We start from the raw sequence: 13,421 nt of genomic DNA on the forward strand, positions 1-13,421 counted from the left end.
CCCCCGAATCCGACCCTGCCCGCAGTCCGGGCGTAGCCGAAGGGAGGACCGTGACCTTCGGATTCGCTCCGTCCTCGGCGGCATCGCTGTCGACGTCCGCCGCTTCCGCCAACCGTGTGCTCGAGCCCGCGGAGTGGGCCGCCGCGGGAATCCCGCTGCTGGGCAGCCCGCGGGAGGTCGTCAGCGGGCTGCACGCCCGGCACCGCCCCGGTCCGGCGACCGCGGTCGTCGCCGTGCTCGATCCGGACGAACGTGTGCGGGCGAGCGCGTCGTTCACCCGGCGCACCGCCTCCGCGGACGGCTGGCTGCTCCGCAATGTACTGCTGGACCAGTTGCGCCGGGTGATCCCTCACGACCTGCGCCGCCGCACCCCGGTGCGCACCGCCGTGCTGCTCTACTGCCGTGACGGCGACGCGCGCTGGACGGAGGAGGACGGTGCGTGGATGTGGGGACTGCGCGACGCCTGCACCCTGCACGGGCTGCGCTGCGGGGCGTACATCACGCTGACCCGTGACGGGTGGCAGGTCCTCGGCGAGGGGCGTGGCGGCCGCCACCCCAGCGCCGGCTCGGCGCCGGAACCGTTCGCCACGACCACGGCACCTCCCCGCATACCGCGCACGGGTGGTGCCGCGTCGGAGATTCTGCGCCGCGCGGCGGCACGCTGACGTCGTGGAGACGCCGCCGGGCATCCGGGCGACGCACGGCGGCGCGGGGCGGGCCGCACGACGCCTGCCCCGGCCCGGTGGCGAGGCGGCTGAGACGCAGGAGCATCGCCCCCTCCGGTCCCGGGCAGGCCGAATCCCCGATCGTGCGGACGCCGAGGTCGCGGCGTCCGCGTCCGGCCGGACGCCGAGGTGTCGGCTCAGACGCCCGCGCCCAGCACCGAGTTGATGCGCTGCGGGTCGCCGCAGACGATCAGCAGGGCGCCGGCCCGGGCATGCGCCACCGACAGAGCGGAGGTGGCCGCGGATTCCGGACCTCCGTTGACGGCGACCACGACGACGGGCCGCGCACCGGCGCGCTCGGCGACCTTGGCGTCCGTGTAGAAGACGTCGTCACCGGCGTCGTGCTGGGCCCAGTAGGAGGCTTCGCCGAAGGACAGTTCGTGGGTGGCCCACGGGTGCGGGTCGCCGGTGGTGATCACCAGCACGTCGCCGGGGGCGCGGCCCGAGTCCAGCAGCAGGTCCACGGCCTCTTCGGCGGCGTCGAGCGCCCCCTGGGCCGAGGCCGGGATCAACTGGAGCTGTGGGGTGGCCGCCGTGGACGCGGGCGGGCCCGGAGGAACGGGCTTGGCCGCGTCGCGCGACGCGCGCTGCACCGGCGGCGCGGGCCGCGGCGGGCCGGGACGACCGGGACGCGACGGAGCCGCGGGGCGGGGGCCGGGTACGGGGCGGGGGGTCGGCGCGGTGCGGGGACCCTGGGCACTCTCGTGAATCTGAGGCTCCTCGGGAATGAGAGGCATGGGTTGATTTTTATCAAACATTGGCACGGCTCGCGCCGCCGGGTGGCACATCAGTGCGAGCGGTCCGTCAGAAATCGAAGCCGAGTTGACCCTCGATCTCCGGAACGCGCCCTTCCGTCCAGCTGCGGGCCTTCTTGAGGTGCCGCCACTGGGGCAGCGCATCAAGATACGCCCACGACAACCGGTGGTACGGAGTGGGTCCCCGGACCTCCAGTGCGGCCTTGTGCACGGGCGACGGATACCCGGCGTTGTCCGCAAAACCGAAGTCTGCATGGTCGACGCCCAGTTCGGCCATCATTTTGTCGCGCTGAACCTTGGCGATCACCGAGGCCGCCGCGACGGCCACGCACGACTGGTCGCCCTTGATGACCGTACGGACCTTCCAGGGCGTGCCGAGATAGTCGTGCTTGCCGTCGAGGATCACCGCGTCCGGCCGGACCGGCAGCTCCCCCAGCGCACGCTCCGCCGCCAGCCGCAGCGCGGCCGTCATCCCCAGGGCGTCGATCTCCTCGGGGGAGGCGTGCCCCAGGGCATAGGAGGTCACCCAGCTCCGCAGCGTCTCGGCGAGCTCGGTGCGCCGCCTGACGGCGAGGAGCTTGGAGTCGGTGAGACCCTCCGGGGGCCTGCGCAGTCCGGTGACCGCCGCGCAGACGGTGACGGGGCCGGCCCACGCGCCGCGCCCCACCTCGTCGACACCTGCAACGATCTTCGCCCCGGTCGTGGCGCGCAGGGAGCGCTCGACGGTGTGAGTAGGTGGTTCGTACGGCATGGCGCCCTTAGCGTACGCCGCCCGCGCCGGCCCGCGACACCCCGGTCCCCGAGTGGCGCCGGCCGCTCACGGAAACCGCGGTCAGGAGCCCTCCGGCCGCAGCAGCGGAACCATCAACTGGTCGATCATCTCCTCCAGATCGGCGTTCGACCATTCGCTGCCGCACATCTTCGAGCGATACATCATCATCGCCGGGATGGCGTCGAAGACATACCCGTTCGCCGCGTCGGCACGCACCTCCCCCCGCTCGATCCCGCGCTCGATCACGGCACGCAGCATCTTGATGGTGGGTTCCACGACCCCGTCGAAGATGACGGCGTGGAAGCGCTCGGCCTGAAGCGTGTCACATTCGTGAATGACCGAACGCAGAGCGCATCCCGGCTGGGAGAACATCGCGTCGCGCGCCCGCAGGCACAGGTCCAGCAGGTCCTCGCGCACACCGCCCAGGTCCGGCGCCTCGTCGAACTGCGGCAGCCCGGCCCGCAGCGCGTCGGCGACCAGATCCTCCTTGGACGGCCAGCGCCGGTAGACGGCGGCCTTTCCGGTCTGGGCGCCCGCGGCGACGCCCTCCATCGTCAGGCCGTTCCAGCCGACCGTACTGAGCTGCTCCAGGGCGGCATCGAGGATCGCGCGTTCCAGTACGGCACCGCGGCGGCGGGATGCGGCCGTCCGGTCCTGGGCGGCCACCCAGCTCGAAGAAACCATCTGACTCTCCAGCGAGCAGAAGAAGCGGGCATTCAGGGATGAAGCACGCACCGCGCGGCGACCGAGGGGGACGCACCGAGCGGCAACGCATTAAGTGAACGCTTGCGTTCACTGTCGGGGACTCATACCGTGGGCGCAACAGTGAACGCGAGCGTTCACTGACGCACTCGTGGGGGACCCATAGTGACAACCTCTCCTTTGATCCAGGACCAGAAGCCAGGTGCGGCCCGCCGGGACGGACATCCCGGCATCGCGCTCACCGTCATCGCGGCCTGCCAACTCATGGTGGTCCTCGACTCGACGATCGTGAACATCGCGCTGCCGCACATCCAGAACGCTCTCGAGTTCAGCACCACCGACCTCACCTGGGTGATCAGCGCCTACACCCTGACCTTCGGCGGCCTGCTGCTTCTCGGCGGCCGGGCCGGCGACATCCTCGGCCGGCGCCGTGTCTTCATGACCGGCATCCTGCTGTTCACCCTCGCCTCCCTGCTCGGCGGATTCGCCCAGGAACCGTGGCAGCTACTGGCCGCGCGCGTCCTGCAGGGCGTGGGCGGCGCCATCGCCTCGCCCACCTCGCTGGCGCTCATCACCACCACATTCCCGGAAGGCCCCGAGCGCAATCGCGCCTTCGGCATCTTCGCCGCGGTCTCCGCGGGCGGCGGCGCCATCGGTCTCCTCGCGGGCGGCATGCTCACCGAGTGGCTCGACTGGCGGTGGGTGCTCTTCGTCAATGTGCCGATCGGTCTGCTGATCGTCGTCCTCACACCGATGTACATCAACGAGTCCGAGCGGCACACCGGCCGTTTCGACATCGCGGGTGCGGTGACCTCGACGGCCGGTATGGCCTCTCTCGTCTATGGCTTCATCCGCGCGGCGGAGGAAGGCTGGCGGGACGAGCTGACCATCGGCTCCTTCGCGGCCGCCGTGGTCCTGCTGGTGGCCTTCGCGCTGATCGAGTCCCGGGCCAAGGAGCCCATCACCCCGCTGCGGATGTTCACCGACCGCAACCGCGCGGGCACCTATGTGATCATGCTCAGCCTGGCCGCGGCGATGTTCGGCATGTTCTTCTACATCGTCCTCTTCGTGCAGAACGTCCTCGGATACAGCCCGATCGAGGCCGGCCTCGCCTTCCTTCCGGTGACAGTCGTGATCGCGCTCGGGGCCGGTCTGTCGCAGCGGTTCCTTCCCGTGTTCGGCCCCAAGCCGTTCATGCTCGTGGGGTCGGCGCTCGCTGCGATCGGACTGGCCTGGCAGACGCTGATCAGCTCCGACAGCTCGTACGTCAGCGGCATCCTCGGCCCCATGCTGGTCTTCGGCTTCGGCATGGGACTGAACTTCGTGACGCTGACGCTCACCGCGGTCTCCGGGGTGGCCCAGCACGAGGCCGGCGCCGCGTCCGGACTGCTCAACGCGACCCAGCAGGTGGGCGGGTCGGTGGGACTGGCCCTCCTGACGACGGTGTTCGGCACCGCCAGCAAGGACGAGGCGGAGAAGCAGATGCCGGGCTTCCTCGCCGAAGGGACGGCGGAGCAGAAGGCGGAGTTCGCCCAGACGCACCAACTGCCCGCTCCCTGGGGTCACGAGGTGCTCACCGAGGGCATCTCCACTGCCTTCATCCCGGCTGCCGCGATGGCCGTACTCGCCCTGGCCACCGCATGGTTCGTCATCCGGGTCCGCAAGAGCGACCTGGAAGCGCTGTCCGGCTCGGCCGGACCGGGCATGGGCTGAAAAGGGAAGACCACGGAGCCGGCCCGGCAGCTCACCGGCCGACGTCTTCGGACTCGGCCGGCGAACGCCGGGCCGGCCCGTACCCATCAGGGCGAGCAGGGCCCCGAGCAGCGCTTTCACGATCACCACCACGGTCCCTCCCCCGCACCGCTCCCGCGACGACAGACGCATCTACACGTGTCAGGCCTCATGCCTCACACAGCGGACACTTCGACAACGGGCAGACGGTCACGGAGAGTTCCCGGCACGCACAGAGAGTTCCGAACTCCGTCCTCGGGCGGGGCGGTGTCCAGTCCCCGCCCTCAGACCGCGGTCCGCAACCAGTCCGGCAGGGGCTCGACCCGGTCGGCCCACTCTGCGGGCGGTGCCCCCGCCTTCCCGGCGGCGACCACACCGCCCACGATCGCACAGGTCGTGTCGACGTCGCCGCCCACCTGCGCGGTCGTCCAGAACGCCCGCTCGTAGTCCCCCAGGGCCCGGGCCGCCGACCAGAGCGCGAAGGGCACGGTGTCGTGCGCCGTCGTACGCCGCCCGCAGCCGAGCACGGCCGCGACGGTGGCCGCGTCGCCGTAGTCGAGCATGTCCCGGGCCCTGCGCAGCCCCGCACCGACCGCGCTCCTCGCGGGCACCAGCGCGATGACCCCGTCGAGGAGGGCTTCCGAGCCGGGCGGCCCGCCGGGCGCGGCGACCAGCGCGGCCGCCGCCGCGACGGCCATGGCACCGACCACGGCCTCACGATGCTGATGCGTGGGGTAGGCGGAGATCTCGGCCTGGTGGGTGGCCTGTTCCGGATCGTCCGCGTACCAGGCGCCCAACGGGGCGATCCGCATCGCGGCGCCGTTGCCCCACGACCCCCGCCCGTCGAAGAGCGCGGCGGCGAGTTCCCGCCAGTCGCCGCCCTCGCGGACCAGCCGCAGCAGCCGGTTGACCGCGGGCCCGTAACCCCGGTCGAAGTCGTGGTGCGTGGCGAAGGACAGCGCGAGGGCGTCCTGGTCGATCCGGTGGTGCGTGGCCAGGACGGAGACGACGGAGCACGCCATCTCCGTGTCGTCCGTCCACTGCCAAGGTGCCGGGGGCAGTTCGCGGCGCTTGAGCAGCGGGTAGTTCACCGGCACGAAGAACTGGGAGCCGAGCGCGTCCCCCACGGACACGCCGCGCAGGCTGGCCAGGGCGCGGTCCAGGCGCCCGGCGGGAGAGGAATCAGCGGTCATCGCCCTGCCACTCTATCCGGTGACCCTCTGTCTATCCGGTGATCCCGTAGGGTTCCGGATCCCGCCAGCGCCCGAAGGGCCGGTCGAGGGTGTACTTGCCGTTCTCCCCCAGAACGAGCATCCGCATCTCGGCGTTCCCCGGGTTCGACAGCGACTCGAACTCCGCCACGGTCCAGTGGAACCACCGCATGCAGAACAGCCGCATGGCCAGACCGTGGGTGACGATCAGGACGTTCGGGGGGTGGTCGGGGGCCTCGAAACTGCGGAACAGGCTCTCCAGGAAGCCGCCGACCCGGTCGTAGACGTCGGCTCCGGACTCCCCCTGGGCGAACCGGTAGAAGAAGTGCCCGTAGGCGTCCCGGTAGGCCTTCTGCAGACGCACGTCCTCACGGTCCTGCCAGTTGCCCCAGTCCTGCTCGCGCAGCCTCGGTTCCTCGCGTACGCGTATCCGCCCCGGGTCGAGCCGGAAGGCGCTCAGCGTCTGGTGCGTGCGGCGGTAGGGGGAGACGTAGACGCTGACGCGCTCACGGCCGAAGAGTTCCCGCAACCGCTCACCCGTCTCCTCCGCCTGCCGTCTGCCCCGCCCGGTCAGGGCCAGGGCGTGATCGGGTTCGCGCTCGTAGACGGAGTCATCAACATTGCCCGTTGATTCGCCGTGTCGGACAAGGACGATGCGCCGTGGTCGTGCCATGCCAAGACCCTAGATCGGGTGACGGCCGGACGAGCACTCGCGCGGGCCCCATACGGCGTAGGTCACACACATTCCGCACCCCGCGTCACGCCGGCGTGCACCGTCGCGTGCCCGGACATCACACCGTCCAGGCCGATTCCATCTCCACAATGTCCCCCGCCAGGGCCGCGACGTCGGCCTCCGTCTGCGCCCTCAGCGCGAGGCGCTCCACCCGCTCGGTGCGGTACTTGCCGTGCTCGGCGGCCGACCGCCACATCGACAGCACCAGGAACTCGTGCCCGGGCGCCTCTCCGAACAGCCCCCGGACCATGCCGGGCGATCCGGCCATGGCCGGGTTCCAGACCTTCTCCTGCATCAGCACGAAGTGTTCCGACCGCTCCTCGTGCACGCGGCACAGCGCCACCCTGAGCAGGTCGGCGTCCGTGAAGCGCGGTTCGAAGCCGGTCTTCACGTCGAAGCGGTGGTCGAAGAGCCTGACCTGGGCGTCCTTGAACGTGCCCGACTGGGCCGAGGCGAGCCGGTCGTGGGAGCGGGCCATGAACGAGTCGTAGAAGGCGCGGCTCTCCCAGAAGGAGAAGATGTGCGCCACGTCCGGGCGCCCCCGGCTCCAGCCTCCGCCCTGCCCGCGAAACCCCGGCTCCCCCAGAAGCCCCGCCCACTTCCGCTGCCCCCGCTCGAACCCGCGGCGGTCCACCACGGTGCAGCGAATCCACTTGACCAGCACCGCGCCATCGTAAGGCCAGGGAGCGGGGCGTCGGTCACCCTCGGGGTGACTGCTTACCGGCGTCCGCCACCACGCGCGTGGCAGGATGGACAACCTGTCGGGAGTACCCGGCAGTTGGGGTGAGCGGGCAGGACGGTCGCGGGGAAGGGGAAGACTGGTGAACGGCCTCAACAAGGGGATCCGCAAGGTCGAGATCGCGCTGAGGTGGGACCCGAGTCCGTCGGGGCAGCCCTCCACCGACCTGGATCTCGTCGCCGCGCCCTATCAGGCGGGCGAACCGCACGGTGCTCCCGCCTACGTGGTGCACTTCGACAGTCGGTCCCCCGACGGCACCATCACGCTCAACCGGGACAGCAAGGACGGGAAGGGCTTCGGCTACGACGAGGTCATGACGCTGGAACTGGACCGGCTCGACCAGCGGTACGCGCGCGTGGTGGTCGGCGTCGTCATACAGCAGCACCAGGGACGGCGGACGTTCTCCGGGGTGGGCAACCCCGGTCTGCGCATCCGCGAGGGGTACACCGTGCTGGCCGAGGACGACTTCGGCGGTGTCCTCGGGGCCACGGCGGCGACGGTCGCGGAGTTCGTCCGGGACGGATCGGGGGCCTGGGAGTTCCGCCCCGGTGTCCAGGGGTTCGAGGGCGATCCGGCGGCCTTCACCCGTGTGATGGGGACGTCGCGCCGGGCGTGACGGCGCGGGACCCGGGCGTCACTCGACGGCCCCCGGGCACGGCACAGCGGAACACCGAGGGCGGTGGTGCCGGAACTCCCGCACCACCGCCTGGCTTGTCCACTCGCGTCCGGGCGGCACCCGGACGCGTACGGGTGCGGAGCGCTTGTTCCTGAGGGGCGCTATTCCTCGTCGGCCGGTGCGGGATCACCGAACGCCCGCAGCGCCAAGTCGGATGCCGCCCCGGCGAGCCGGACCATCCCATGGTCGTCAGCTGCCAGGGCGTTCCTTGCCGTCTCGCACCAGTCCTCCTGGTCCAGGAGTGCCAGATAGCCGTCCCGATGGGTCTGCCAACGACGGACGGGTGCGATCGAGGCCTCGTCGCCCTGCTCGCCGAGGTTCCTCGCGAGGAGTGCGGCGATGCAGTACCGGCTGGGGGAAGGCCCCAGCCGCTTCAGGTGACGCAGGTGTGCGGCCAGTACCTCCTCGGCGTGCGGATAGCGTGCCAGGGTCATGCCCATGCCCTGGCAGTAGGTGAGAACGTCGAGGAGCCTGCCTGCGTGGTCCACGATCCCGGCATCCACGGCCGATCCGGCCAGAGCCTGGTGAAGGCCCGCGGCTCGGGCGACCTTGCCGGCGAAGTATCCGTTGAGGAAGTCCCCGTCAACGGCTCTCCGAAGCATCCACTGTCGGACGTCCGCATGACCGTCGACCAGTCGGCAGAGCGCCTCGACCACGTAGACCCGTCCCCAGCCGGTTACTCGATCCGCCAGCCAGAGGAGTGGCCCCGCGCCTTCCGGCAGCCGCTCCAGCGCGTGCGCCGCCAGTGGACCGAAGGTGCAGGAGAGGAGCCCGATGGTCTGGACGTACGGAACATCGTCGACCGTGCCCGCCGCGGCCAACAGGGCCAGACCTACGACGACGTCGTCGGTTTCGGTTCCGTGCCTGACGAGCCGGCGTCCGGCCTCCCTGGCCCGCGCTCCTGCTCGCAGGGCAGCCTCGGTGATGCGTGTGTTGGGATGAATGGGCACGTGGACGTCGCGGAAGCGGCCGACCAGTTGACCGGGCACGGACCGTGGGTCGGTGAAGTACTCATCAAGGATGGCCGCGACCTCGGCCCCGAGCTGATCAGGGTCACGCGGACCGTCCGGTCGCGGCCCACGGCCGTAACGCTCTTCGTCGGGATACGGCTCGCCGTCACGCGGCAGTGGGGTGTCGGGTGTCAGCTCATGCAGCCGGAGGGCGTGCTCGAACAGTGTGGTCCTGGATCCGGGAAGCCCGGTCCCGGGCGTCTCGCTCACCGGCGGACGGAGGACTCGATTCTCTTGATCACGCCTCGAGTCTGCCAGCGCAGCACCTGCGGCGGCAACCGCGATACACGGCGAAGGGGACCGGCCGACGGCCGGTCCCCTTCTTGAGCTGCTGGTCAGCTATGTGCGCGGGTTACGTGGGATGTCGCGTCCCCCGCGATTCCGCCCAGTCTCAGCTGCAGCCGCTCGTCGAGCCGCAGCCCTCGCAGATGTAGCAGGAACCGGCGCGCTGCATCTTCGTACCGCAGGAGAAGCACAGCGGGGCGTCGGCCTGGATGCCCAGCTGCATCTCGACCAGCTCGGCGCTGGTGTGGGCCTGCTTCGGGGCCGGCTTGACCGCCTCGGCCTCGGCCTTCGGCGTGGACACCGCCTTCAGCTCCTGGGCCCGCGGTGCCGACTGGGCCAGGCCCTCGACGTCGACCTCGTCGTCGGACGGCTCGTACGAACCGGTCTCCAGGTGGCGCTGGCGCTCCTCGGCGGAGTGGATGCCGAGCGCGGAGCGCGTCTCGAAGGGCAGGAAGTCCAGCGCCAGGCGGCGGAAGATGTAGTCGACGATCGACTGCGCCATCCGCACGTCCGGGTCGTCCGTCATGCCGGCCGGCTCGAAGCGCATGTTGGTGAACTTCGAGACGTACGTCTCCAGCGGCACGCCGTACTGGAGGCCCACCGAGACGGCGATGGAGAAGGCGTCCATCATGCCCGCGAGCGTCGAACCCTGCTTCGACATCTTCAGGAAGACCTCGCCGAGACCGTCGTCCGGGTAGGAGTTGGCGGTCATGTAGCCCTCGGCGCCGCCGACCGTGAAGGAGGTGGTGATGCCCGGGCGGCCCTTCGGGAGGCGCTTGCGGACCGGGCGGTACTCGACCACCTTCTCGACCGCGGCCCGGATCGTGTCCTCGGCCTTCTCGGTGACCTCGGCCTTCTCCTTCTCCTTGGTCTTCGCGGAGAGCGGCTGGCCGACCTTGCAGTTGTCGCGGTAGATGGCGAGCGCCTTGACGCCCAGCTTCCAGGCCTCGAAGTAGATCTCCTCGACCTCCTCGACGGTCGCCGTCTCCGGCATGTTGACCGTCTTGGAGATGGCGCCGGAGATCCAGGGCTGGATCGCTGCCATCATGCGGACGTGGCCCATCGGGGAGATGGCGCGCTCGCCCATGGCGCAGTCGAACACCTCGTAGTGCTCGTGCTTGAGGCCGGGGGCGTCGATCACATTGCCGTTCTCGGCGATGTGGGCGACGATCGCCTCGATCTGCTCCTCCTGGTAGCCCAGGCGGCGCAGGGCCTGCGGGACGGTGCCGTTGACGATCTGCATCGAGCCGCCGCCGACCAGCTTCTTGAACTTCACCAGCGCCAGGTCGGGCTCGACACCGGTGGTGTCGCAGGACATCGCCAGACCGATGGTGCCGGTCGGGGCGAGCACGGACGCCTGGGCGTTGCGGAAGCCGTTCTTCTCGCCGAGGCGGACCACGTCCTGCCAGGCCTCGGTGGCGGCGGCCCACACCGGGGTGTCCAGGTCGTCCATGCGCACGGCGGTGCCGTTGGCGTCGGCGTGCTGCTTCATGACGCGCTTGTGGGCGTCGGCGTTGCGGGCGTAGCCGTCGTACGGGCCGACGATCGCGGCGAGTTCGGCGGAGCGCCGGTACGCCGTGCCCGTCATCAGGGAGGTGATGGCGCCGGCGAGGGCGCGGCCGCCGTCGGAGTCGTAGGCGTGGCCGGTCGCCATCAGCAGGGCGCCGAGGTTGGCGTAGCCGATGCCGAGCTGGCGGAAGGCGCGGGTGTTCTCGCCGATCTTCTGGGTCGGGAAGTCCGCGAAGCAGATCGAGATGTCCATCGCGGTGATGACCAGCTCGACGACCTTCTGGAAGCGCTCGGTCTCGAAGGACTGGTTGCCCTGGCTGTCGTCCTTGAGGAACTTCATCAGGTTCAGCGAGGCCAGGTTGCAGGACGTGTTGTCCAGGTGCATGTACTCGCTGCACGGGTTCGACGCGGTGATCCGGCCGGACTCGGGGCAGGTGTGCCAGTTGTTGATGACGCCGTCGTACTGGATGCCCGGGTCGGCGCAGGCCCAGGCGGCCTCGGCGAGCTTGCGGAAGAGCGCCTTGGCGTCGACCTCCTCGATGACCTCGCCGGTCATCCGGGCGCGCAGGCCGAACTTGCCGCCCTGCTCGACCGCCTGCATGAACTCGTCGTTGACGCGGACCGAGTTGTTGGCGTTCTGGTACTGGACGGAGGCGATGTCGTCGCCGCCCAGGTCCATGTCGAAGCCCGCGTCGCGCAGGACGCGGATCTTCTCCTCTTCCTTGACCTTGGTCTCGATGAAGTCCTCGATGTCCGGGTGGTCCACGTCGAGGACGACCATCTTGGCCGCGCGGCGGGTGGCGCCGCCGGACTTGATCGTTCCGGCGGAGGCGTCGGCTCCGCGCATGAAGGAGACCGGGCCGGAGGCGTTGCCGCCCGAGGACAGCAGTTCCTTGGAGGAGCGGATCCGGGAGAGGTTCAGGCCGGCGCCGGAACCGCCCTTGAAGATCATGCCCTCTTCCTTGTACCAGTCGAGGATCGACTCCATGGAGTCGTCGACGGACAGGATGAAGCAGGCGGAGACCTGCTGCGGCTGGGGCGTGCCCACGTTGAACCACACGGGGCTGTTGAAGCTGAAGATCTGGTGCAGGAGGGCGTACGCCAGCTCGTGCTCGAAGATCTCGGCGTCGGCGGACGAGGCGAAGTACCCGTGGTCCTCGCCGGCCTTCCGGTACGTCTTCACGATGCGGTCGATCAGCTGCTTGAGGCCGGTCTCGCGCTGCGGGGTGCCCACGGCGCCCCGGAAGTACTTGCTGGTGACGATGTTGACCGCGTTCACCGACCAGAAGTCGGGGAACTCGACGCCGCGCTGCTCGAAGTTGACCGAGCCGTCGCGCCAGTTGGTCATGACGACGTCACGGCGCTCCCAGGCCACCTCGTCGTACGGGTGGACTCCGGGAGTGGTGTGGATGCGCTCGACACGCAGTCCCTTGCCGGCCTTGTTGCCCTTGGCCCGGGAACTCCGTGCCGGACCGCTCGCCGTCTCTGTCATGCCGCCTCCCTGTACGGGCGAAAACGCCCTGAAGTGCCCCGATTGTTCCCGTGGCACGGTGTTCTGTCTGGTGCTGCGGGCACCCACTCGTCTGCCCGCAGCAGGTCTTCTCATCGCCGCCGCCCGGCCGGTCCCCGCATCTGGCGTGCCGGGCCGGCCCGCCGGTCAGCCGGCGGCGGGAGCGGGCGCGGGGACCTGGACGGCCCCGCCGGGCCCGCTGTCGTCTTCCCGGCCCCCCGGGGCGGCTCCCTCGCCGTCCCCGTCGTGCCCGTCGTCCCCGGCGGGCCGCTCCGCCCGCCTGAGTTCCGTGATCGCGGCCTCGAAGTCCTCCAGCGAGTCGAACGCCCGGTAGACGGACGCGAACCGCAGATAGGCGACGAGGTCGAGTTCCTGCAGCGGGCCGAGGATGGCCAGCCCCACGTCGTGGGTGGTCAGCTCGGCGCTTCCGGTGGCCCGCACCGCCTCCTCGACGCGCTGCCCGAGCTGGGCGAGGGCGTCCTCGGTGACGGGCCGCCCCTGGCACGCCTTGCGCACACCGTTGATGACCTTGGTGCGGCTGAAGGGCTCGGTGACTCCGGACCGCTTGACCACCATGAGCGAACACGTCTCCACGGTCGTGAAACGACGGGAGCAGTCCGGACACTGGCGGCGCCTGCGGATCGACGTGCCGTCGTCGGTCGTACGGCTGTCGACGACACGGCTGTCGGGGTGCCTGCAGAAGGGGCAGTGCATGAACTCCCAACCCTCCTCACAGCAGACTCAATGGCCTCGCGGGGCCTCTCGGGCCTCACGAAGCAGCACCAGCATAGGCGATCTCGAAAGGCCCGAAGACCCGGGGGACCACAACTTCTGGGCTGCTGCCGTAATCCAACCACTAGATGTGGTGATTGACTCATACATCCACGACTGCACGCGTGTCGCGCACGTCGGGGCGGGCAGGACACGCCGGACGACGAGGGGGCGCCGCGCCGGAGGCGTGGAGGGGGTGTGCGACTCCCGAAGAGAGCGGGACCGCTTCACGCGCCGCGGAGCACCCGGTGGCAGACTGAGGCCCGCAGCCGCGAGGTCGTCGCCTCAGCGG

12 protein-coding genes are annotated in these 13,421 nt (G+C 70.2%); 3 read left to right on the forward strand and 9 right to left on the reverse strand.

Annotated elements, in window-relative coordinates:
* Window positions 1-50: 50 nt before the first annotated feature.
* Window positions 51-665, forward strand: a complete 615-nt coding sequence (locus tag AB0A94_RS20065) for a hypothetical protein (protein ID WP_361746035.1) — start codon at window positions 51-53, stop codon at window positions 663-665.
* A gap of 197 nt (window positions 666-862) precedes the next feature.
* Here AB0A94_RS20065 and AB0A94_RS20070 read toward each other — a convergent pair whose 3' ends face one another.
* From AB0A94_RS20070 to AB0A94_RS20080, 3 genes are all read right to left on the reverse strand, one after another.
* The gene (locus AB0A94_RS20070) at window positions 863-1,462 is read right to left on the reverse strand and encodes a hypothetical protein (RefSeq protein WP_361746037.1); all 600 of its coding nucleotides are present in this window, start codon (window positions 1,460-1,462) and stop codon (window positions 863-865) included.
* Window positions 1,463-1,529: 67 nt separating this feature from the next.
* Complete coding sequence (locus AB0A94_RS20075; protein ID WP_361746039.1) at window positions 1,530-2,231, reverse strand: ribonuclease HII; 702 nt, start codon at window positions 2,229-2,231, stop codon at window positions 1,530-1,532.
* Window positions 2,232-2,312: 81 nt separating this feature from the next.
* Window positions 2,313-2,936 (reverse strand): TetR/AcrR family transcriptional regulator, encoded by a 624-nt coding sequence (locus AB0A94_RS20080; RefSeq protein ID WP_361746041.1) that lies wholly within the window; start codon window positions 2,934-2,936, stop codon window positions 2,313-2,315.
* Between the two features lie 183 nt (window positions 2,937-3,119).
* Here AB0A94_RS20080 and AB0A94_RS20085 point away from each other — a divergent pair, with 183 nt between their 5' ends.
* Entirely contained in the window at window positions 3,120-4,667 is a 1,548-nt protein-coding gene (locus AB0A94_RS20085) for an MFS transporter (protein WP_361746043.1), read from the forward strand.
* A gap of 302 nt (window positions 4,668-4,969) precedes the next feature.
* Here AB0A94_RS20085 and AB0A94_RS20090 read toward each other — a convergent pair whose 3' ends face one another.
* The 3 genes from AB0A94_RS20090 to AB0A94_RS20100 all read right to left on the reverse strand — a co-directional run bounded on the left by AB0A94_RS20090 (window position 4,970) and on the right by AB0A94_RS20100 (window position 7,293).
* Entirely contained in the window at window positions 4,970-5,878 is a 909-nt protein-coding gene (locus AB0A94_RS20090; RefSeq protein WP_361746045.1) for an ADP-ribosylglycohydrolase family protein, read from the reverse strand.
* Window positions 5,879-5,909: 31 nt separating this feature from the next.
* Window positions 5,910-6,569, reverse strand: a complete 660-nt coding sequence (locus tag AB0A94_RS20095; protein ID WP_361746047.1) for a histidine phosphatase family protein — start codon at window positions 6,567-6,569, stop codon at window positions 5,910-5,912.
* Between the two features lie 118 nt (window positions 6,570-6,687).
* Entirely contained in the window at window positions 6,688-7,293 is a 606-nt protein-coding gene (locus AB0A94_RS20100; RefSeq protein WP_073930647.1) for a YdbC family protein, read from the reverse strand.
* A 157-nt stretch (window positions 7,294-7,450) separates the two neighbouring features.
* Between AB0A94_RS20100 and AB0A94_RS20105 the strand changes: the two genes are divergently transcribed.
* Entirely contained in the window at window positions 7,451-7,984 is a 534-nt protein-coding gene (locus tag AB0A94_RS20105) for a TerD family protein (RefSeq protein ID WP_361746049.1), read from the forward strand.
* 161 nt (window positions 7,985-8,145) lie between these two features.
* Here the strand turns inward: AB0A94_RS20105 and AB0A94_RS20110 are convergent, their stop codons facing one another.
* The 3 genes from AB0A94_RS20110 to nrdR all read right to left on the reverse strand — a co-directional run bounded on the left by AB0A94_RS20110 (window position 8,146) and on the right by nrdR (window position 13,072).
* Window positions 8,146-9,264, reverse strand: coding sequence for a hypothetical protein (locus AB0A94_RS20110; RefSeq protein WP_361746051.1), 1,119 nt, complete (start codon window positions 9,262-9,264; stop codon window positions 8,146-8,148).
* 181 nt (window positions 9,265-9,445) lie between these two features.
* A complete protein-coding gene (locus AB0A94_RS20115; RefSeq protein WP_361746053.1) occupies window positions 9,446-12,340 on the reverse strand; it encodes a vitamin B12-dependent ribonucleotide reductase in 2,895 nt (964 codons plus the stop codon).
* Between the two features lie 165 nt (window positions 12,341-12,505).
* Window positions 12,506-13,072, reverse strand: coding sequence for a transcriptional regulator NrdR (gene nrdR / locus AB0A94_RS20120; RefSeq protein WP_361746055.1), 567 nt, complete (start codon window positions 13,070-13,072; stop codon window positions 12,506-12,508).
* Window positions 13,073-13,421 lie beyond the last annotated feature (349 nt).

This window comes from Streptomyces sp. NPDC044984 (genome assembly GCF_040646935.1).
Classification (GTDB): Bacteria; Actinomycetota; Actinomycetes; order Streptomycetales; family Streptomycetaceae; genus Streptomyces.